This is a genomic window from Bacillus cereus group sp. TH152-1LC (genome assembly GCF_027710505.1).
In the GTDB taxonomy this organism is placed as follows: domain Bacteria; phylum Bacillota; class Bacilli; order Bacillales; family Bacillaceae_G; genus Bacillus_A; species Bacillus_A mobilis.
The window spans coordinates 245,374-264,794 of sequence record NZ_JAQFNK010000003.1 but is presented as its reverse complement, the minus strand read 5'-3'; the positions used below and the strand labels follow the sequence as shown (position 1 = coordinate 264,794).

Genomic DNA, 19,421 nt, shown 5'->3' with positions numbered 1-19,421 from the left:
AATGAAACAAGTACAAACAAAAAGGGATTGGAAAAAACTTGCATATGACGTAGTAGAAGAGAAAAGGATTACGAAAGAGGATGCAATAGCGATATTAGAAGCAGATGAGAAAGAAGTTTTAGAAATTATGAATGCAGCTTACATCATTCGCCATCATCACTTTGGTAAGAAAGTAAAATTAAATATGATTATTAATACGAAATCTGGATTATGTCCTGAAGATTGCGGATATTGTTCACAGTCTATTATTTCAGAGGCGCCAATTGATAAATATGCATGGCTAACGCAGGAAAAGATTGTAGAAGGAGCACATGAAGCAATTCGCCGTAAAGCGGGTACATATTGTATTGTAGCATCTGGTCGTCGTCCGACGGATAAAGAGGTGAATCACGTAATTGGAGCCGTTAAGGAGATACGTGAAACGACAGATTTAAAGATTTGCTGTTGTTTAGGTTTCTTAAACGAAGATCAAGCAGGGCGTTTAGCAGAAGCGGGTGTACATCGTTATAACCACAACTTAAATACACATGCGAATAATTACGAAAGCATTTGCTCCACTCATACGTATGACGATCGTGTTGATACAGTTCAAAAAGCGAAACAAGCAGGGATTTCACCATGCTCAGGGGCGATTTTTGGAATGGGCGAGACAATAGAAGAACGTGCTGAAATTGCATTTGAATTACAACGTATAGATGCAGATTCAATTCCATGTAATTTCCTTGTTGCTGTAAAGGGTACGCCGCTTGAGGGACAAAAAGAATTAACGCCAGTAGAATGTTTAAAAGTGCTGGCAATGATGCGTTTTGTAAACCCAACGAAAGAAATTCGCATTTCAGGGGGACGTGAAATCAATTTACGTTCTGTACAACCAATTGGTTTATTTGCAGCAAACTCTATCTTTGTCGGGGATTATTTAACAACAGCTGGGCAAGAGCCGACTGCAGACTGGGGGATGATTGAAGATTTAGGGTTTGAGATTGAAGAATGTGCATTATGAGATAGATAAAAAGCAAACTTGTAAAAGAGTTTGCTTTTTTTGTAAATAAAATGTAATAAATAGTTGTGAACGCTTGATATTATTGGTTTTTGAGCGGAAAAAAGAATTTTGGTGGACGAATTTTCCAAGCCCCAATTGTACATAGTAAATATGTAATTTATATTGGGTTGGAGGATTTTACATGCACAAATATATATTAGCGATTATGACTTGTCTAATTTTGCTAAAAGCAATAAGTACTGATCCAGTTAAGGCCGCCGAAAATCCTGAACAAAAAGAGATGCAACAACGAATTGAACAACATTTTCGAACGAAAGCTGAACATTTTGGATTGAAAACAGAAGGGAAAGATTTAAAGGAAGTGCGAAAAGAAATTACTATTATAGAAGAGGCGAAGAAAAGAGAGAATGTTTGGAGAACAGCACAAAAGCTTCGTATACAAACAGAAGGAAAAACAATGGATGAATTAATAAAAGATGTACGGAAAAAAGTAAAAAAATAAAAAAGAGGCCGCAGCCTCTTTTTTATGCCCATTGTTTTGATAAGTGAGCCATTTCAATCGCAGCAACGGCGGATTCATAGCCTTTATTACCAGCTTTCGTGCCTGCGCGTTCAATCGCTTGCTCAATCGTTTCAGTCGTTAATACACCGAAAATAACGGGGATATCTGTTTGTAGTGATAAAGATGCAACTCCTTTTGCAACTTCATTACAAACGTAATCGTAATGTGTTGTAGCACCGCGGATTACAGTACCTAACGTAATAACAGCATCATACTTTCCGCTACTAGCCATCTTTTTAGCGATTAAAGGAATTTCAAATGCGCCAGGAACCCAAGCAACATCGATATCAGTTTCTTCTACACCGTGGCGCTTTAATCCATCTAAAGCTCCGCCGAGTAACTTACTTGTAATAAATTCATTAAAACGTCCAACAACAACCCCAGCTTTTAATCCTGTACCAACTAAATGACCTTCGAATACCATAATGAATCTCTCCCTTTATTATAAGTTTAGTAAATGTCCTAATTTGTTTACTTTCGTTTGTAAATACGCTTTATTCTCTTCTTTTGTTGGCATTTGCAACGGTACACGCTCGATTACTTTTAAATTGTAACCTTGTAAGCCAGCAATTTTTCGCGGATTATTCGTTAATAATCGTAAATGTTGTAAACCTAAATCTTTTAAAATTTGAGCGCCAATACCGTAATCGCGTAGATCAGCAGGGAACCCAAGCTTTTCGTTTGCTTCTACAGTATCGAAACCTTCTTCTTGTAATTTATAAGCACGAAGCTTATTAAGAAGGCCGATGCCTCGTCCTTCTTGTCTCATATAGAGAAGAACGCCTTTTCCTTCACGCTCAATTTGAGCAAGTGCAGCATGGAGTTGTGGTCCGCAATCACAACGGCATGAGCCAAATACATCTCCTGTTAAGCACTCTGAATGAACGCGTACAAGTACAGGTTCTCCTGTTGAAATATCACCTTTTACGAGTGCGATATGTTCTTTTGTATCTAATGAATTAGAATAGCCAATTGCATGGAAAGTACCGAAATCTGTAGGTAATGTAATTTCCACTTCTCTCGTCACTAATGTTTCATGGTGGCGGCGATAAGCAATTAAATCTTCTATTGTAATCATTTTTATATCAAATTGTTTTGCACACTGTAGTAAATCAGGTACGCGTGCCATCGTACCGTCCTCATTGATAATCTCGCAAATAACTCCAGCTGGTTCTGCTCCGCAAAGCTGTGCTAAATCGACAGCAGCTTCAGTATGACCAGCGCGGCGCAGGACACCGCCTTCTTTCGCGATTAATGGAAAGATATGTCCAGGACGATTGAAATCAGCACCTTTTGATGTAGGATTTAACAATTCTTGTATCGTAGTTGCCCGTTCGTGAGCGCTAATTCCTGTTGTTGTAGAAACGTGATCAATGCTCACCGTAAATGCAGTATGATGCGAATCTGTATTATGAGCTACCATTGGTTCTAACTGTAGACGTTCTGCGTACCCTTCCGTAATCGGTACACAAACGAGGCCACGCCCATGTGTAATCATAAAATTAATCGTTTCCGGCGTAATATACTCTGCTAATGCGATAAAATCGCCTTCATTTTCACGGTTTTCATCATCACATACGATGACGACTTTTCCTTGTTTTAAATCTTCTAGAGCTTCTTCAATACGATGAAACATCATGCTTCCCCCTTATAGAAATCCGTTTTCTTGTAAAAAGCTTTCGCTCATTGAACGTGTTCGTTTTACAGGTTTAGAAATAAAGCGTTCGATATATTTACCGATCATGTCACACTCAATGTTTACGATGTCACCGGCATTCTTTTCTCCGATAACAGATTCACTTACTGTGTGCGGGATGAGTGAGATTGTGATGGAAGATTCGTCTATATCAAATATTGTTAAACTCGTTCCATCAACAGCAACGGATCCTTTATGCAAACAATAGCGCAGCAATTCATCAGCAATAGCTATTTTGTAATAGACGGCATTATAGTGTTGTTTTTTGTTTAATATCGTTCCGATGCCATCAATATGCCCTGAAACGAAATGTCCACCGAATCGTCCGTTTGCAGCCATTGCTCGTTCTAAATTTACTTTAGAGTGTGGTTTAAGCATACGAAGTGATGTTGATTGCATCGTTTCAGGCATTGCGTCCACTGTGAATGAAGTTGTTGTGAAACCCGTTACAGTTAAGCAAATACCGTTAACCGAGATACTATCACCTAAGTGAACATCTGATAAAATTTTGTTTGCATGAATCGTTAACTTCATCGCTTCTCCGCTTTGTTGCAGGTTTGAAACAGTTCCTAATTCTTCTACAATTCCTGTAAACATTCCATCACCTCACTTCGGGCGTTCGCAACGATTTTTATATCATCGCCCATTTGTTTCATCTCTTGAATTTCCAAGGAAAGTGCATCTTGTAATGCTGTGAAACCATTTCCGCCAAATAAAGTAGGGGCATCTTTCCCCCCAATTAATATTGGGCTTATATAAGTTATAATTTCATTGAAATACTTTGTTTGTAAGAAGCTTGCATGAACTGTTTGACCACCTTCAACGAATAGAGAAAGAATTTGCTTTTCTCCAAGAAAGAAAAGGAGGTCCTCAATTTCAATGTGCTTCGTTTTCATTTGGAATATAGCTATATTTTCAGATTCATAAGAAGCTATTTTTTCTTTATTTACATCTTTCCCGACAAAAATCCATGTCGGTGCTAAACCATCTGTTATGACATGAGAAGATGGTGGTGTTCGTAAATGGGTATCTAAAATAACACGTATAGGATGTTTCCCCCCATTAGGAATTCTTGTCGTTAAATGCGAATTATCAGCTATAACCGTATTTACTCCAACGAGAATCGCATCATGTGTATGGCGATATTGGTGGACATCAGCTCGTGCTTCTTCACCTGTAATCCACTTACTTTCACCAGTGACAGTTGCTGTTTTCCCATCTAAGCTCATCGCTGTTTTTATTGTTACAAATGGACGTTTCGTTTTCATGTAGTGAAAAAAGAAACGATTTAATAAGGTAGCTTCTACTTCAAGAACACCGGTAGTTACGTCGATGCCAGCTTCTTCTAATCTCCTTTTTCCATTACCAGAAACGAGAGGATTGCAATCAAGAGTAGCAATTACAACCCGTTTGACTCCTTTTTTGATGAGCAATTCACAGCAAGGTGGTGTTTTTCCAAAATGGCTACACGGTTCAAGTGTTACATAAACGGTAGCTCCTTTTGCTTTTTCACCAGCCATATGAAGAGCGTGAACTTCTGCGTGTTCTTCACCAGCACGTAAATGTGCTCCCATACCGACGATGTTTCCATTTTTTACAACAACAGCACCAACCATAGGATTTGGACTTGTTTGTCCGGATGTTCCTTCTGCTAACTGCAGGGCAATCCTCATATATTTTTGATCTGTCATTCTTTTCACCTCTCCTGAAAAAATCAAAAAACCCCAAGGATGTTATATCCTTGGGGTTTGGGAGACATGATTTCTAGAAATATAGTTCGAATACGAAAGTATAGGAAAGAAACCTAACGATGATTGATATTTTTGCATAAGGAAAAAACCTAGCAAAATATCGAATTTTCAAACGCTAGTCGTATCTTTTTATTCCAGTATAGAAACATAAGTATACAAAATAAAACATATATAAAGATTCAAAATGAAACTTTAAAAATATGCATACTGAAATAAAAGTGTATTCGCTATATAAAATTACTAGAAAACATATCCTTCTCCCATCCAGACTATACTGTCGGCCCTAGAGTTTCACTAGATCCACCGTTTTCGAGTTGAAAACGGGTCACGGACTTAGAAGTTTGCACTTCATCACCGCCGGTTGGGAATTTCACCCGACCCCGAAGGATGTTGTTTGCTCAAATTATAGCACAAAAAAGACAAAAGGCTAGTAAAAAATATTCGAATGTGAAGAATTGTGTGAAAATATATGTAAGTTGGAATGAAGACAAAAGTATGGGGAATGTTGTAAGGAAAAGGGGGAACGAGAGTTAATGAAAAGAAAAAACATGCACAAAAAAATGTGCATGTCACATGTGAAATTATTCTGCCTCTGGTGCTCTAACAACAGAATCGAATTTCCCTTTATGCGAAGCATCGCAATAAGGCATATTTTTTGATAAACCACAACGGCATAAAGAAAATGCCGGTTTTGCTGGGAATACATTCCCTTGTGAATCGACTAATTCCACGTCCCCTGTAACGCGAAAAGAGCCATTATCATTTACTTTAATTTGTACTTTAGCCAACGCTATCCCTCCTTCCCAAACGCTTAATTTCATCATATAATTAAGAGAAGTACTTGACAATATTAAATGGGCACTTTCTTTGGGAGAGAAGAGAGTGTTATAATGTTTTTTATAACTGACTAGAGTAAGGTGAAGAAAGATGGATAAACAATTACGTACATTACGAAATATTGCAAATGAGCGCACGTGGGCATCATTTTTGAATGATAATCATCCATATAGTTTGTTACATTGGTCTATTGCAGGTGTAGGACAAGAGTCAAAGGATGTTTGGTTACTTCAAGATGAGGTAACATTTCAAACGACAGAATTTCCAACGTTAGATGATGCAATGCAATGGATTTCTGAAAACATGGAACAAGTTACAGATGTTTTAGCGCAATAAAAAAACAGGCTTATGCAAGCCTGTTTTTTGTTTCTTTTACATATGAGTTTAAAAATTGATCAACGGCTGCTTCATACTCTTCTTTATTTTCGTTATAAGAGCAAGCGTGTGCGCCGCGTTCTGCAATATAAAGTTGTTTATTGTTTTCCTTCGCTTCATATAGTGCTTTCGTCATATCAGCTAAAATATAATCATCATCTTTACTATGAATAAAGAGGACGGGATTGTTAATATTTTTTATGCAATCGATTGGTGAAACTTCGCGAATCGTATAACCGTCACGCACTTTTAAAAAAGCATTTGCTAAAGGTAATAAAGGCCATTTAGGTAAATGGAATTCAACCTTTAAACGGTGTTGTAATTGCCCGTAGAAATCAGAAAAAGGACAATCTGCAATATAGAAATCAGCACCATCTTCTACAAGTCCTGCGTATTGAAGAAGTGTTGCAGCTCCCATAGATTCACCATGAATACCGAGTGTTATATTTGTTCCAAAACGACTTTTTAGCCAGTCAACTACAGATTTTAAATCATGTTTTTCATAGTATCCATAGCTTGTTGTTTTTCCGCCAGTTTTACCATGACGACGATGATCATAAATAACGACATTATACCCTCTGTTTAAAAATAACCTTGCATATTTTACAGAGTTCATTTTATTTACAGTTACGCCGTGACAAAAAATCATAAACTTATTGGAATGACCAGCAGGAATGTAATATCCGTGAAGATCGTATCCGAATTGCGAAGGAATATGAATTTCTTCTTTATGAAGAGCATCAAAATCCTCTATACGAAAATGTTTTTTCGTTTCTCTCTCCAGTACTTCTTCCTCTGTTTTTTTCTTTAAGTACATCACTTTATTTGTAAAGAAAATCCCAAGGGCAGTTATCGCACCTAGTATAGTAAACAATGCTGCAAAAAAACGTTTCATACTTTACCTCATCCTCCAAATACCGTTACATGTGATACACTTACATTGTATCACAATGATAGAAAAGGGGAGAAATAGGAAATGGTGTATATACAAAAAATTACGCCAGCGATGAAAGAAACAATCCGTATGTTCATGTGTGAGAACTGGGGGAGTTCATTGATGGTTTCGCGTGGGAAGGGGCATCAGTTAGAAGAGTTGCCAGGATTTGTTGCACTCTTAGATGACAGAATAATCGGAATTACTACGTATGATGTGACCGGAAATATGTGTGAAATTGTATCGCTAGATAGCTTTGAAGAAAGAAAAGGAATAGGGACAAAACTTGTGGATTGTGTATTACAAGTTGCAGAAGAAGAACGTTGCGGGCGGGTTTGGCTCATAACAACAAATGATAATATGAATGCGTTACGTTTTTACCAAAAACGTAATTTTGTGATTACTAATTTATATGTGAATGCAGTGGAAGAGGCAAGAAAAATCAAGAAAGAAATTCCGCGTATCGGATATGATAATATCCCAATTTCACATGAAATTCAGTTAGAGTATCGTATAGTGTAATGATGTAACAATTTTCAGAAATATAAGTTATTAACCTTGACGAATATTGTAATTTAGGTTACCGTAAAATTGTAATCTATTACCATATTAAGGGGTGACGATGTGGCAACTATACGTGATGTTGCAAAATTGGCAGGTGTTTCAGTCGCAACCGTTTCACGAGTTATTAATGAAAAAGGATACGTTCATGAGGACACAGTAAAACAAGTAAAGGAAGCAATTGAGGAATTACGTTATAGGCCAAATAGTACAGCAAAGCCATTGTTTAAAGAGAGTTCAACGATAATTGCATTACTTGTAGATAATTTATATAACCCATCGAACATCACTTTGCTACATTGTATTGAGGAAATAGCATATAAAGAAGGATATCAAATCATTGTTTGTAATATAGAGAATAAAGATAGATACATACATATGTTGAAGGAAAATAACGTTGCAGGTGTTATTTTGACAAAATCCGTTTTTAAAAGTATAGGAGAAATTCCACTTCCATTTGTTGTGATTGATGAAAACCCCCCCATGCAAATCATTATGAAAGTGGACAAAGAACGGTTTCTGTCTTAAAAGAGAAAGGCTGTCACTTCCTTGCTTATTTCGGTGAGGGAGAAGATAGTGAAGCAATGGAAGAGCACATATCGGGATTTTTAGACGCTATTTGGGAGGAAGGAATCTCTTATCGAGAAGAATGTGTACAAGGGTATACGAATAAACAGTTTATTACATTATTGCAAACTTATCCGTATATAGATGGTATTGTAACTTCAAGTGATAAGGTTACTTTTGCGTTAATGCGAGCAGCGAAAAATTTAAATATCCGTATACCGGATAAATTGAAAATTATTGGACTGAACGGGAGTATAGACAGTGAATGGATAGGCCCGTCATTCATGAAAATTGAAAGTTGTGTCGAAGAAAATGGGAAGATAGCTTTGCAACAATTAAAAGAAAAAATAAAAAAGTAAAAGGTGCGTATAAAACGCACCTTTTATAATGTAATGGCGGCAATAAAGCCGAATATAAGTAACGGTATATTATAATGCAGAAAAGTTGGTACACATGTATCCCATATATGATGGTGTTGACCATCAGCATTTAAACCGGATGTTGGTCCAAGTGTACTATCTGATGCTGGAGATCCTGCATCCCCTAACGCACCGGCTGTACCGATAATTGCAATTGTAGCCATTGGACTAAATCCGAGCTGCATGCAAAGAGGTACAAAAATTGTTGTTAAGATAGGGATGGTTGAAAAGGATGAACCAATTCCCATCGTAACGAGAAGTCCAATCACAAGCATAAGAAATGCAGCGAGTGGTTTATTATTTCCGATTATATGTGCACTCGTTTGCACAAGAGATTCAACATGTCCTGTTTTTCGAAGAACAGCGCCAAATCCAGCGGCAGCGATCATAACAAAACCGATAAAGGACATCATGCGCATTCCGCTTGTTAATATCGCATCTGCTTCTTTAAGAGGTAGACTACCACTTACTGATAAGACGATAATCCCTGCTAAAGCACCAAAAATCATTGATTCTGTTGCTAATTGAACAGTTAATGTAGCTATGATAGATAATAATCCGAAAGTAATGCTACGTTTTGTGTAGGGAACGATTTCATTTGCGGTAGTATGAACTTGTTCTGTTTCATACGTACGAGGTTTTCGGTACGTAATGAATACGGCTACACATAATCCAATAATCATACCGATTGCTGGAATAGTCATTGCTTTTGGAATAAGTGCGACATCAAATGTAAGACCGCTTTGCGCAGCATTTGTTTGCAATACGTCATGATAAATTTTTCCGAATCCCGCTGGAATCCACATATAAGGAGTAATCAATCCGAATGTAATAATACATGTAACAAGTCTGCGATCCACTTTCAGCTCATTTAATACTTTTAAAAGTGCTGGAATTAAGATGGGGATGAAAGCGATATGAACAGGAATCACATTTTGTGAGAAGCAAGCCATTGTTAAAATGATGAATAAAATAAGTATTTTAGAATAAACTTGTTTTTTCGTGTCTTGTTCATTGCCAATCCATTTTAATGCAGTTTGAATCATGGCATCTGGAAGTCCTGTTTTGGAAAGGGAAATAGCGAAACCGCCAAGCATTGCATAACTTAAAGCAATTGGAGCGCTGTTTCCAAGACCAGTTGTAAAAGTGTTAATCGTTTCTGAAATACCGAGTCCGCCGATAATTCCGCCTGTTAAAGCTCCAACAATGATGGCGACAATGACCTGGACACGTAACAAACTAAGCAATAGCATAACTGCTACTGCGACGAGTACAGCATTCATAATAAATGTAATCTCCCCAAAATTTTATTGTGTTAAGGCAAGTAAATATGAAGCACCTTGCTATATTTATACATAGTTGCGACATATTATTATAAAGTGTTTTCTATGAAATGTAAAAGAGCCTTTGTTACTAATGCTGAAAAGCTAGCTCTTGTTTAATTGATTGTAAAGAATTAGCGAATAATTCTGGTTCTTCTAAATCAGGAGAATGTGCTGAATTTGGGAACCAAATCATCTTTTTTATGGGTGCTTCTATCACATCGCAATATTCCTGAACGAGTGCATAAGGAGTTTGATAATCATAGCGACCAGAACAAAAATAAACCGGAATAGATAAACTTGAAATAGAAGAAAAGAAATCGATTGTCAGCATTTCTTCCCATAAAACGCCAGATTTTAAATTTCCTGCGAGAAACTTGAACCAATCTAATAGCGTATATTCAGGAGAGAAGAAGCCTTTTCGTATAAAAGAAAAGGAAGATCCGTTTTGGATTGCTCCGCCGAATGTGCTAAGCCACTTTCTTTGAATAATAAGGCGTCTCGTATCTAAAAATGGAGGTTTGCCTAATTTTAAAAGGGATGCTAATGCTTTTTTATGATCATGTTTTTTTGCAGAACGAATTAAATGCTGATATAGCAATTCTTCGTTTTGTTTCATATGTACAATCTGCCCAATACCGATGTACGCCTCGATATACTGTGGATATTGATGTGCTATGTTAAGCCCAATAATGCTTCCCCAAGAATGACCAGCGAGAAATAGTTTCTGTTTGTTGAACTTTTTAAGTACATAGTGAATCACTTCTTTTGCATCGGAAACGAATTGTTCGATTGTAAAATTTGCTCCGAAATCTTTCATTGAAAAAGATTTACCTGCCCCGCGCTGATCCCAATTAATAACGATGAAATGTTTCTCCAATTCTTTTTGGAAATGACGAATAAATCCAATTTGTGCCATGCCCGGTCCACCATGACAGCATAATAAAATAGGCTGCTCTATGTTTTGCCCGCGCATAAGGAGAGTTTGTTTTCGATTATGAATCATAACGCTTTCCATCGTAGCAATACTATTAGGAATGAGTTGTTTATTTTCATTATAAAACGGTGGGGTATAGCTACGAAAAAGCATATTGAAAACCTCCTTTTCTGAAATCGTATGAATCGCACAGGCTATTTGTTTTGCATATACTGTTAGAAAATCATTGTAACATACCATACTAGTGTCATTTCAACACGGGAGGAGGGAAATTGTGACGATTGGAGAAATTATAGATTGCTTAAATAGACGTGAATCCATCGCTATCATAGCAAAACGTCTTGAAATAAGCCCGTATACATTATCAAAGAAATTAAGATTGATTGGATATGAATATGATGGGGAACAGAAGAAACGTATTTTTGTAGGAGATGGAGAAGAACCTCGTCACTTACAACTCCAAGAAGCGACGGCCCTTCAATATGCGAAAACGGATTACCAATTATTAATTTATGAACAATTACAAAGTATTTATGAATTACTAAGTAAGAGAGAAGAAGTAATCGCGCCAATTATGAGTATAAGCACAGAAAAAAAGAAACGTACTTTTTCTATTAATAAAGAAATATTAGCAAAACTAGACGCTATATCAGAATCAAAAGGAATTCAGAAATCTAAACTTGTAGAAGAGGCGTTACAACAATTTTTGCAGCAATATGATTTTAACAAAACAGCACGTTTGGATGACTAAAGAAAAGGATACTAAGTTCATTGTGAGAACAAGTATCCTTTTTAGATTTTACTAATATTGTGGATTAAGTAAGTATAAGTGTACCCTGTACAATAAAAATCTGGATCGCATATTAGAGAAATACTTAATTTATTTTTTGAATTCTACCATCAATAATTGGCTGAATTGGTTCTTTTAATTGTTTTACATAATCGACTAGCGCTTCAAAGTCGTTTGGACCAGTTTCTGAATTTTTTCCATTTTTAAATGATACGAATCCGTCACCGCCAGAAGCTAAGAAAGCATTCGCAACTACGCTATACGTTTTAGTTGGAGATGACACCTCGCCATTTGTTAAGTGTATATTCGTAACCTTTTCACCGTTTGGTTTATTGGCATCCCACGTATATTGAATACCTGAAATTTGAAGCATTCTTGTTGTTCCTTTTTGCCATTGCTGATTTAAAATGTCGCGAATATCTTGACCTGTTAAATCTACTTTAATCAATTGGTTTCCAAAAGGCTGAATGCCATATAATTCGCCCCAAGTAATATCGCCAGCATCTAAGTCATTACGAATACCACCAGGATTCATAAGTGCGATTTGAGCTTGCATTGTTTGACGCTGTGCGTCGGCGATTACATTCCCAAGAGTAGATTCACCAGCATCATTTTGTTTACGGTCGATAGGTGCTGTAGATTTTCCTACAACTTCATTTACAAGTGGTGCAATCTTTTCTTTATATTGATCTATTTTTTGTTTTACTTGTTTATCAGGTTCCACACCTTCATGATATGTTGTGATCACTTCAGCTTTTTTCTTTACAATATCTTTTGTTTTACGATCAATTGTTACATCTACGTCTGAGAAAGCTGTTCCATAAGAGTTCGCTTGGACGATTAGTTTATTATTTACAGTGCCATTTACATACGTGTGACTATGCCCACCGAAAATGACATCAACTTCTGGATCTGTTTCATTTGCAATGCGAGTAAGGTCTCCATTTGTCACGCCAGATTCATCAGTTGTTCCGCCGACATGGGCAAGGACGACGATGGATTTAACACCGAGACGCTTTAATTGTTGCGTTGATTTATTAATTGCTTCTACTTCGTCAGTGATCTGTACATTTTTAAGCATAGTAGGCATCACGACATTTGGTGTATCAGTTGTAACAACGCCAATGAATCCTACAGGAACACCATCTACCATTTTTACAGTAAATGGTGGTAAAAATAAACGACCAGTTGATTTGTTATAGAAGTTAGCAGCGACATAAGGGAAGTTAGCACCTTTGAAATTCCCCGTTTTCTCGTGATATCCACCGTAAATGAGGCGTTTCATTTCATCGATACCTTCATCAAATTCATGGTTTCCGATTGTACCAACATCGAATTTTAAGTCATTCAAAAATTCAATCGTTGGTTCGTCTTGTAACAATGCTGAAACTGGTGGACTAGCTCCGACAATATCGCCAGCATGTACGAGAAGTGTATTCGGGTTTTGCTTTTTACGTTCTTTTAAATAAGTAGCTAAGTAATCAGCGCCACCGGCTTCTTTGTTATTAATTTTTTTAACAGTATCTAGTTGTCCATGGAAATCATTAATACCAAGCATTTGTATGTCTATGTAGCGGTTTTGTTCAGCTGGAGTCTGGGATGGGGGAGCGGCAAATACAGTTGAAAAAGTTATGGTGCTTAAAACGGCAACAGTAGGAATAATTTTTTTCCACATAATTCATTTCTCCTTTTTTTATAATCTGACATCATACGACATAATTTTAATAGATTCATAGGATTATATCTATATAAAAATTTAGTTTTTTCGAAAAATTAACATATTTACAAAAGGTGAATAATAGAGTAAAGAACCTTTTTTATTGTCGATTTCATTGTGTATCTACTATAATGGAGAAAAAAGTAAAAGGTGAGTAGCATGAAGAAAAAGAAACAAAGACAAATGCAAAGACAATCGCAAGTTAATAAACCAGAGAAAGAGTCGCTTACATTAGGCGATCAATTAAATGATTCACTCATGCAGCAATTAAAGAATAAGAAGAAAGAATTGCAAGTGAGAGAAGAGAAAAAAGAGGCAGCTGAACTGGAAAGAAAGCGCCAAGAACAAAAAGAGCGTGAAAAGAATAAATCATTTGAAGAACTGTTAAGTGAAAGTAGCCTTACTTGGAAAGACTTTAAATAATATAAAAAAATGATCAGTGTATATCGCTGATCATTTTTTTGACGAGCTTGTAAGAAAAGGGGAGTGTAAAATGAGAAAAATTGTAGTCGTTCCGCATGAAAATCATTGGAACGAAAAATTTCAAATAGAGGCCAAAAGATTAAAATCGGCGATGCCAGAAATGGTGAAAGTCCACCATATTGGAAGTACGTCAGTGCCAGGACTGGCAGCTAAACCAATTATAGATATGATTATGGAAGTAGAGAGTATCGACAGAGTAGATCAGTGGAATGAACGTTTTATAGAACTTGGTTACATCGTAAAAGGGGAAAATGGTATTTCAAGACGTCGTTATTTTATACATGGAACGGAGGAAAAACGCTCGTATCACTTACACGTGTTTGAAAAAGGAAACCCTGAGATAGTAAGGCATTTAGCATTTCGTGATTATATGATGGCCCATTGTGAAGAAGCTGAGGCATATGCAACTTTAAAGAAAGAATTAGCTGAAAAGTATACATATGATGGCACGTTATATTCGGAAGGGAAAAATGAATTTGTACGTAATGTTGATGAAAAAGCGAAAGAATGGAAAGAAGGAAATGTGAATAATTGAGTTCACGTTTTAGTGTATAAAATTATTATGTAAACTGTACATATGTTTTGACTTTTTGGTTGAATCTTGTTCAAATAAAGTGGTGGCTTATAAAAAATGTAAGAATGAGAGGGAGACGACTGTGCACATTCCAACAACTACACTTCATAATGGCGTGAAAATGCCGATGATTGGTCTAGGCGTTTATAAAGCGAAAGAAGGCGCCGAAGTAAAACAAGCAGTAAAAACAGCGTTAGAAGTTGGATACCGTTCGATTGATACAGCGACTGTATATGAAAATGAAAGCGGTGTCGGAGAAGCGGTTCGTGAATCAGGAATTCCGAGAGAAGACATATTTATTACAACAAAAGTTTGGAACGACGATCAAGGGTACGAAGAAACAATTGAGGCGTTTGAAAAAAGCTTAAAGAAATTACAAATGGACTATGTAGATTTATATTTAATACATTGGCCAATAAGAGGGAAGTATGTTGATACGTACCGAGCGTTAGAAAAATTGTATGAAGAAGGTAAAGTGCGCGCGATTGGTGTTTCTAATTTTCATAAACATCATTTAGAGCTATTATTACCAAATTGTAAAGTAAAGCCGATGGTAAACCAAGTAGAACTTCATCCGATGTTAGCGCAATTTGAATTGCGTAATTTCTGTCAAGATGAGCAAATTCAAATGGAAGCATGGAGCCCCTTAATGAGAGGTGGGGAAGTATTCGAGCACCCGATTATCCAGGCCATTGCTACGAAATATGAAAAAACACCTGCGCAAGTTATATTAAGATGGGATATTCAAAGCGGGGTAGTGACAATTCCTAAATCTGTTACACCATCTCGCATTAAGGAGAATTTTTCTATCTTTGATTTTTCACTAACAGAAGAAGAGATGACTCAAATTAATACGTTAAATCGTAATTTACATGTAGGAACGAATCCTGATAAATATGATACGCTATAAAAAGACGCTACCAGTATGGTAGCGTCTTTTTAACGATGTAAAGCGTAAGTATCACATTTAGCAATTTGCTGAAGTTGTACATATTCTGCTGTTGTTAACTGTGTTTGTTTACTAGCCTGTACATTTTCTTGCAATTGTTGGATAGAGCTTGCACCAGGTATAACAGCTGCAAAGGTTTCGTTATGTAAGCAATATTGAATAGCTGTTCCAGTTAAGGAGCTTCCTTGGGTTATTTCTTTTACACTTGCAAGCGTCGCATATAATTCATCGTAAGAATAAGAAAGGTAATCTTTTTCTTTTACTCTTTCTATCTTTCTCACATTATTGTCAGTTAAAATTCCTTTTGCAAGTGGTCCGCGAGCAATAATGCTAATTTGATGTTCACTGAAAAGTGGGAACCATTCTTCAGGGCGACGATTTAAAAGGCTATATTCCATTAGCACACTAACGATATTTGAACGTTTTGCATACTCACGGATGACATTTGGACGTATAGAAGAAATACCGTAATGGCGAATGATACCTTCTTTTTTTAATTCTTCAAAGGCTTCAACTGTTTCATCTATTGGATCTTCAATCGTCCCGCCGTGAAGTTGATAAAGATCAATATAATCAGTTTGAAGTCTACGTAAACTTTCTTTCACTTCAGCCTTTATGTAATTCTTAGAAGGATCCCAAGACCAGCCGTTTTTTTCTTCTGTCCATCGATTTCCAACTTTCGTTGTAAGAACAATTTGGTCTCGTTTCCCTTTTAATGCTTTTCCAACAAATTCTTCGTTTAATCCATAATCGTATAAATCTGCTGTATCAAAAAAATTGATTCCTAAATCAATTGCTTCATCGATAATACGCATAGCTTCTGTTTCAGATGTACCGAGAGACATACAGCCAAGGCCCATTTCTGTAACAAACAAATCTGAGTTTCCTAATTGACGTTTTTTCATAGGTCAACCTCCTTACCTTTATTGTACGAAAGGGAAAAGAGGTTGACAAACGTTTACTTTTTATTTGCTGTAATCCACTCTTGTACAGTTGTATACTCTTTGCTATATTGTTTTAGTTTATGGCGAATTTGCCATGCTTTTCCGACTAAAGTGACGCGATTTGGTAAAATATAAACTTTCATTTCTATCACGCTCCTTTCAATGTGGTAAAATGTATGAGGAATGAATAGGAAATAGAACAGGGAGATGAAGTAGTATGAGTAATCTTGCAGAGAGAACAGTAAAAACTGAGCCGATTTTTGATGGTAGAGTTATAAAAGTTCGTGTTGATGATGTAGTATTACCAAATGGAGCAATGAGTAAACGTGAAATTGTAAATCACCCTGGTGCAGTTGCTATTATTGCTATTACTGATGAGGGGAAAATCGTGCTTGTTGAGCAGTATCGTAAAGCGCTTGAAAAGGCGATTATAGAAATTCCGGCCGGCAAGTTAGAACCTGGTGAAAAACCTGAGGTGACAGCAGTTCGTGAATTAGAAGAGGAAACAGGATATGTATGTGAAAATATGGAGCTTATTACTTCTTTCTATACATCTCCAGGATTTGCAGATGAAATTTTATATGTATATAAAGCGACAGGTTTGACAAAAAAAGAAAATAAAGCCGAGTTAGATGAAGATGAGTTTGTGGAATTGATGGAAGTATCGTTAGAAGAAGCGATTACTCTTATGAAAGATCTTCGTATTCATGATGCAAAAACGATGTTTGCAGTACAATATTTACAATTACAAAAATAAACACTCGCCAAAGGCGAGTGTTTTTTAATTGATTTTTGCGTATACGCGTGCATCACGTAAGCTACCGTCTGGTGCTATGAAATCATTTTCCATTGTACCTTCTAGAATAAATTCTAAACGTTCTGCTAAGTTACATGCATTTGTATTTGTTGCATCAATACGAATTTCAATTCTTCTAGCACTTAGCTTATCGAAGGCAAATTGAATGGCACCTTTAATAGCTTCAGTCATATAGCCCTGTTTTGTATACGCACTATGCAGCCAGAAGTGAAGTGAAAACTTTGGAATATCCCAGTTTTCAGGCTTGAGTGTTATAGCCCCGATGAATGTACCAGATACTTTATCGTATAAGTGAAAATCAAGTGTCTCACGAAGTAAAAACTGTCCGTGAGCATTACGAACGATTTCTTCAGCACTTTCTTCTGTTTCAGCGTTAATTGGCATCCACGGTACTAAGTCTTCTAGAGAAGCTTGGATTGCTTCATACACTTCTGCACCATCACCTGGAAATGGCTTACGAACTTGTAAGCGTTCAGTTTGAAATAATGTTGGAAAATCTAATAATAATGGTTTCAAGAGAAATCCCTCCTATTCTCTACTTTTTAGTTTAGCAAAGTAGAGCGGAATTTCAATGTTAATTCGTCATACTTTTTTCTTTCTTTCATACATTTTTAGTAAGAGTGTGAACGGAGGGAAGAAAAATGTGGCGAAAAACTTGGCAAGACCGTGTAATGTCTCACATACAGGAAAACTCTTCATTATATATATTTAACGCTGTTTTATTATTGATGGGAGTAATATTTGGGGCCATTCTTGTAAATAGTCTACAATTAAATCAAAAACAAGATTTATCATTTTATTTACAACGTTTTTTTGGACAAGTTTCTAAAGGAGAATTTGCTATTGCAAGCGAAATGTTTCGAGAAAGTTACTTTTCGCAATTAAAATACATTGGATTTATTTGGATTTTGGGGATTTCAATTATTGGATTGCCACTTATTTTTATTTTATTGTTTGTAAAAGGAGTAGTTGTCGGATTTACAGTAGGTTTTTTAGTCAGTCAGCATGGATGGAATGGATTATTATTAGCATTCGTTTCTGTGTTGCCACAAAACCTCATTATTATTCCAGTATTTCTCGTTATGACAACAATTGCAGCAAGCTTTTCCTTACGCATGATTAGGCATCAATTTATTCGGAAAATAACCGAGCCACTATTACCGTTATTAATTCGTTATACATGCTTCTTTCTTATAATTGGAGCGGTGTTAGCTCTTGCTTCTAGTGTAGAAGCTTATGCATCACCAGTTTTAATGAAAGAAGTCGTTGAAGCTATTAATAAACAATAAATACTTTATGAGAATAATTATCAATTTGTTTTTATTGTTTTTCTTTTGACAGAAGCCCTTCTTCTGATATAATGGTGTAAGAGTGGCGAGGAGGGAGTAGTACCGAATGGAAGAAAGAATTGAACGAATTAAGAAGCAATTACATGCAGCGAGCTACAAGTTAACACCGCAACGTGAAGCAACAGTTCGTGTGCTGCTAGAAAATGAAGAAGATCATTTAAGCGCAGAAGATGTTTACCTCCTTGTAAAAGAAAAGTCGCCAGAGATCGGACTAGCAACCGTCTATCGAACTTTAGAACTATTATCTGAGTTAAAAGTTGTCGATAAGATTAACTTCGGAGACGGTGTTTCACGCTATGACTTACGCCAAGAAGGTGCGCAGCGTTTCCACCATCATTTGATTTGTACACAATGTGGTGCTGTACAAGAAATACAAGAAGATTTACTTGGTGAAGTGGAAAGGAAAGTAGAACATGACTGGAGCTTTAAGGTGAAAGATCATCGTTTAACATTCCATGGGATTTGTAAAAATTGTCAAGAAAATGAAACGGATGAAAAATAACCTTTTCCTATTTATCTAGGAAGAGGTTTTTTATTTGAATAAGGTATAAATTGGTGAAAGCTTGGCATATGTTGTAATAACTTATATTTTGGAGGAGTTTACAATGCGCCGAGCTTTAAAATTAACTTTTGATGGAATAAAAGTATTTTTATTATTTACAAGTTGTACGATTTTGTTTTATTTCGCTATACTATGGATAAATGAAGAATATGAAAGCTATCATCGTTATGAAAAACCACAAGAAGAGACTGTAGAAAAAGTATCAGGGAATGAAGAGCCGGCAAAGGATGCTTTCGTAAATAGAATGATGTTTTTCTATGAAAATGGGGAGTAGT

Annotated in this window: 24 protein-coding genes, 1 pseudogene and 1 riboswitch; of the genes and pseudogenes, 13 read left to right on the top strand and 12 right to left on the bottom strand. The window is 36.3% G+C overall.

Annotated elements, in window-relative coordinates:
* Position 1 precedes the first annotated feature (1 nt).
* Both bioB and PDL00_RS11105 read left to right on the top strand, forming a co-directional pair.
* On the top strand, positions 2–1,000 hold the full coding sequence (bioB, locus tag PDL00_RS11110) for a biotin synthase (protein WP_242253913.1): 999 nt from the start codon (positions 2–4) through the stop codon (positions 998–1,000).
* A 181-nt stretch (positions 1,001–1,181) separates the two neighbouring features.
* Positions 1,182–1,502, top strand: coding sequence for a hypothetical protein (locus tag PDL00_RS11105; RefSeq protein WP_242253911.1), 321 nt, complete (start codon positions 1,182–1,184; stop codon positions 1,500–1,502).
* A 22-nt stretch (positions 1,503–1,524) separates the two neighbouring features.
* On the opposite strand, the gene ribH is transcribed toward PDL00_RS11105, so the two are convergent.
* The 5 genes from ribH to PDL00_RS11080 all read right to left on the bottom strand — a co-directional run bounded on the left by ribH (position 1,525) and on the right by PDL00_RS11080 (position 5,797).
* Complete coding sequence (gene ribH, locus PDL00_RS11100) at positions 1,525–1,986, bottom strand: 6,7-dimethyl-8-ribityllumazine synthase (RefSeq protein ID WP_270729020.1); 462 nt, start codon at positions 1,984–1,986, stop codon at positions 1,525–1,527.
* Positions 1,987–2,004: 18 nt separating this feature from the next.
* Positions 2,005–3,198, bottom strand: a complete 1,194-nt coding sequence (gene ribBA, locus PDL00_RS11095; RefSeq protein ID WP_270729018.1) for a bifunctional 3,4-dihydroxy-2-butanone 4-phosphate synthase/GTP cyclohydrolase II — start codon at positions 3,196–3,198, stop codon at positions 2,005–2,007.
* A gap of 12 nt (positions 3,199–3,210) precedes the next feature.
* Positions 3,211–3,855 (bottom strand): riboflavin synthase, encoded by a 645-nt coding sequence (gene ribE / locus PDL00_RS11090; protein WP_270729016.1) that lies wholly within the window; start codon positions 3,853–3,855, stop codon positions 3,211–3,213.
* Positions 3,837–4,949 carry a bifunctional diaminohydroxyphosphoribosylaminopyrimidine deaminase/5-amino-6-(5-phosphoribosylamino)uracil reductase RibD gene (gene ribD, locus PDL00_RS11085; RefSeq protein ID WP_270729014.1) on the bottom strand — a complete coding sequence of 371 codons (1,113 nt, stop codon included), beginning with the start codon at positions 4,947–4,949 and terminating at the stop codon, positions 3,837–3,839. Before ribD ends, ribE begins: the two co-directional genes overlap by 19 nt.
* Before the next feature lie 308 nt (positions 4,950–5,257).
* Positions 5,258–5,401: riboswitch (FMN riboswitch) on the bottom strand.
* A gap of 189 nt (positions 5,402–5,590) precedes the next feature.
* Positions 5,591–5,797 carry a CDGSH iron-sulfur domain-containing protein gene (locus tag PDL00_RS11080; RefSeq protein WP_098614107.1) on the bottom strand — a complete coding sequence of 69 codons (207 nt, stop codon included), beginning with the start codon at positions 5,795–5,797 and terminating at the stop codon, positions 5,591–5,593.
* Positions 5,798–5,936: 139 nt separating this feature from the next.
* Here PDL00_RS11080 and PDL00_RS11075 point away from each other — a divergent pair, with 139 nt between their 5' ends.
* The gene (locus PDL00_RS11075; protein ID WP_000360810.1) at positions 5,937–6,182 is read left to right on the top strand and encodes a DUF2552 family protein; all 246 of its coding nucleotides are present in this window, start codon (positions 5,937–5,939) and stop codon (positions 6,180–6,182) included.
* A 10-nt stretch (positions 6,183–6,192) separates the two neighbouring features.
* On the opposite strand, the gene PDL00_RS11070 is transcribed toward PDL00_RS11075, so the two are convergent.
* The gene (locus PDL00_RS11070; protein ID WP_048546291.1) at positions 6,193–7,116 is read right to left on the bottom strand and encodes an alpha/beta hydrolase; all 924 of its coding nucleotides are present in this window, start codon (positions 7,114–7,116) and stop codon (positions 6,193–6,195) included.
* A gap of 81 nt (positions 7,117–7,197) precedes the next feature.
* Here PDL00_RS11070 and PDL00_RS11065 point away from each other — a divergent pair, with 81 nt between their 5' ends.
* A complete protein-coding gene (locus tag PDL00_RS11065; RefSeq protein WP_270729009.1) occupies positions 7,198–7,677 on the top strand; it encodes a GNAT family N-acetyltransferase in 480 nt (159 codons plus the stop codon).
* 102 nt (positions 7,678–7,779) lie between these two features.
* Positions 7,780–8,642: pseudogene (locus PDL00_RS11060) on the top strand (LacI family DNA-binding transcriptional regulator).
* A gap of 23 nt (positions 8,643–8,665) precedes the next feature.
* On the opposite strand, the gene PDL00_RS11055 reads toward PDL00_RS11060, so the two are convergent.
* Both PDL00_RS11055 and PDL00_RS11050 read right to left on the bottom strand, forming a co-directional pair.
* Complete coding sequence (locus PDL00_RS11055; RefSeq protein WP_000994830.1) at positions 8,666–9,985, bottom strand: Na+/H+ antiporter family protein; 1,320 nt, start codon at positions 9,983–9,985, stop codon at positions 8,666–8,668.
* A gap of 130 nt (positions 9,986–10,115) precedes the next feature.
* Positions 10,116–11,114: an alpha/beta fold hydrolase gene (locus PDL00_RS11050; protein WP_270729007.1), complete on the bottom strand. Its 999-nt coding sequence runs from the start codon at positions 11,112–11,114 to the stop codon at positions 10,116–10,118.
* Positions 11,115–11,235: 121 nt separating this feature from the next.
* Here PDL00_RS11050 and PDL00_RS11045 point away from each other — a divergent pair, with 121 nt between their 5' ends.
* Positions 11,236–11,712 (top strand): ribbon-helix-helix domain-containing protein, encoded by a 477-nt coding sequence (locus PDL00_RS11045; RefSeq protein ID WP_242253896.1) that lies wholly within the window; start codon positions 11,236–11,238, stop codon positions 11,710–11,712.
* Positions 11,713–11,836: 124 nt separating this feature from the next.
* Here the strand turns inward: PDL00_RS11045 and PDL00_RS11040 are convergent, their stop codons facing one another.
* On the bottom strand, positions 11,837–13,426 hold the full coding sequence (locus PDL00_RS11040) for a bifunctional metallophosphatase/5'-nucleotidase (RefSeq protein WP_270729005.1): 1,590 nt from the start codon (positions 13,424–13,426) through the stop codon (positions 11,837–11,839).
* A gap of 201 nt (positions 13,427–13,627) precedes the next feature.
* Here PDL00_RS11040 and PDL00_RS11035 point away from each other — a divergent pair, with 201 nt between their 5' ends.
* The 3 genes from PDL00_RS11035 (at position 13,628) to PDL00_RS11025 (ending at position 15,435) form a co-directional block, all read left to right on the top strand.
* Entirely contained in the window at positions 13,628–13,891 is a 264-nt protein-coding gene (locus tag PDL00_RS11035) for a YqkE family protein (RefSeq protein ID WP_000727552.1), read from the top strand.
* 70 nt (positions 13,892–13,961) lie between these two features.
* Positions 13,962–14,486, top strand: coding sequence for a GrpB family protein (locus tag PDL00_RS11030; protein WP_242253892.1), 525 nt, complete (start codon positions 13,962–13,964; stop codon positions 14,484–14,486).
* A gap of 121 nt (positions 14,487–14,607) precedes the next feature.
* The gene (locus PDL00_RS11025) at positions 14,608–15,435 is read left to right on the top strand and encodes an aldo/keto reductase (protein ID WP_270729002.1); all 828 of its coding nucleotides are present in this window, start codon (positions 14,608–14,610) and stop codon (positions 15,433–15,435) included.
* 29 nt (positions 15,436–15,464) lie between these two features.
* Here the strand turns inward: PDL00_RS11025 and lolS are convergent, their stop codons facing one another.
* Both lolS and mciZ read right to left on the bottom strand, forming a co-directional pair.
* Positions 15,465–16,379 carry an aldo/keto reductase gene (gene lolS / locus PDL00_RS11020; protein WP_270729000.1) on the bottom strand — a complete coding sequence of 305 codons (915 nt, stop codon included), beginning with the start codon at positions 16,377–16,379 and terminating at the stop codon, positions 15,465–15,467.
* Between the two features lie 53 nt (positions 16,380–16,432).
* The gene (gene mciZ / locus PDL00_RS11015; RefSeq protein ID WP_212954688.1) at positions 16,433–16,561 is read right to left on the bottom strand and encodes a Z-ring formation inhibitor MciZ; all 129 of its coding nucleotides are present in this window, start codon (positions 16,559–16,561) and stop codon (positions 16,433–16,435) included.
* A gap of 74 nt (positions 16,562–16,635) precedes the next feature.
* Here mciZ and PDL00_RS11010 point away from each other — a divergent pair, with 74 nt between their 5' ends.
* Positions 16,636–17,175, top strand: a complete 540-nt coding sequence (locus tag PDL00_RS11010) for an NUDIX hydrolase (protein ID WP_000067041.1) — start codon at positions 16,636–16,638, stop codon at positions 17,173–17,175.
* Positions 17,176–17,199: 24 nt separating this feature from the next.
* Here the strand turns inward: PDL00_RS11010 and PDL00_RS11005 are convergent, their stop codons facing one another.
* On the bottom strand, positions 17,200–17,751 hold the full coding sequence (locus tag PDL00_RS11005; RefSeq protein ID WP_000803488.1) for a GNAT family N-acetyltransferase: 552 nt from the start codon (positions 17,749–17,751) through the stop codon (positions 17,200–17,202).
* A 155-nt stretch (positions 17,752–17,906) separates the two neighbouring features.
* On the opposite strand from PDL00_RS11005, the gene spoIIM reads away from it, so the two are divergent.
* From spoIIM to PDL00_RS10990, 3 genes are all read left to right on the top strand, one after another.
* A complete protein-coding gene (gene spoIIM, locus PDL00_RS11000) occupies positions 17,907–18,524 on the top strand; it encodes a stage II sporulation protein M (protein ID WP_229200852.1) in 618 nt (205 codons plus the stop codon).
* Positions 18,525–18,630: 106 nt separating this feature from the next.
* Complete coding sequence (gene fur, locus PDL00_RS10995; protein ID WP_000392655.1) at positions 18,631–19,086, top strand: ferric iron uptake transcriptional regulator; 456 nt, start codon at positions 18,631–18,633, stop codon at positions 19,084–19,086.
* 103 nt (positions 19,087–19,189) lie between these two features.
* Entirely contained in the window at positions 19,190–19,420 is a 231-nt protein-coding gene (locus tag PDL00_RS10990; RefSeq protein ID WP_001250433.1) for a YqzK family protein, read from the top strand.
* Position 19,421: the final 1 nt, after the last annotated feature.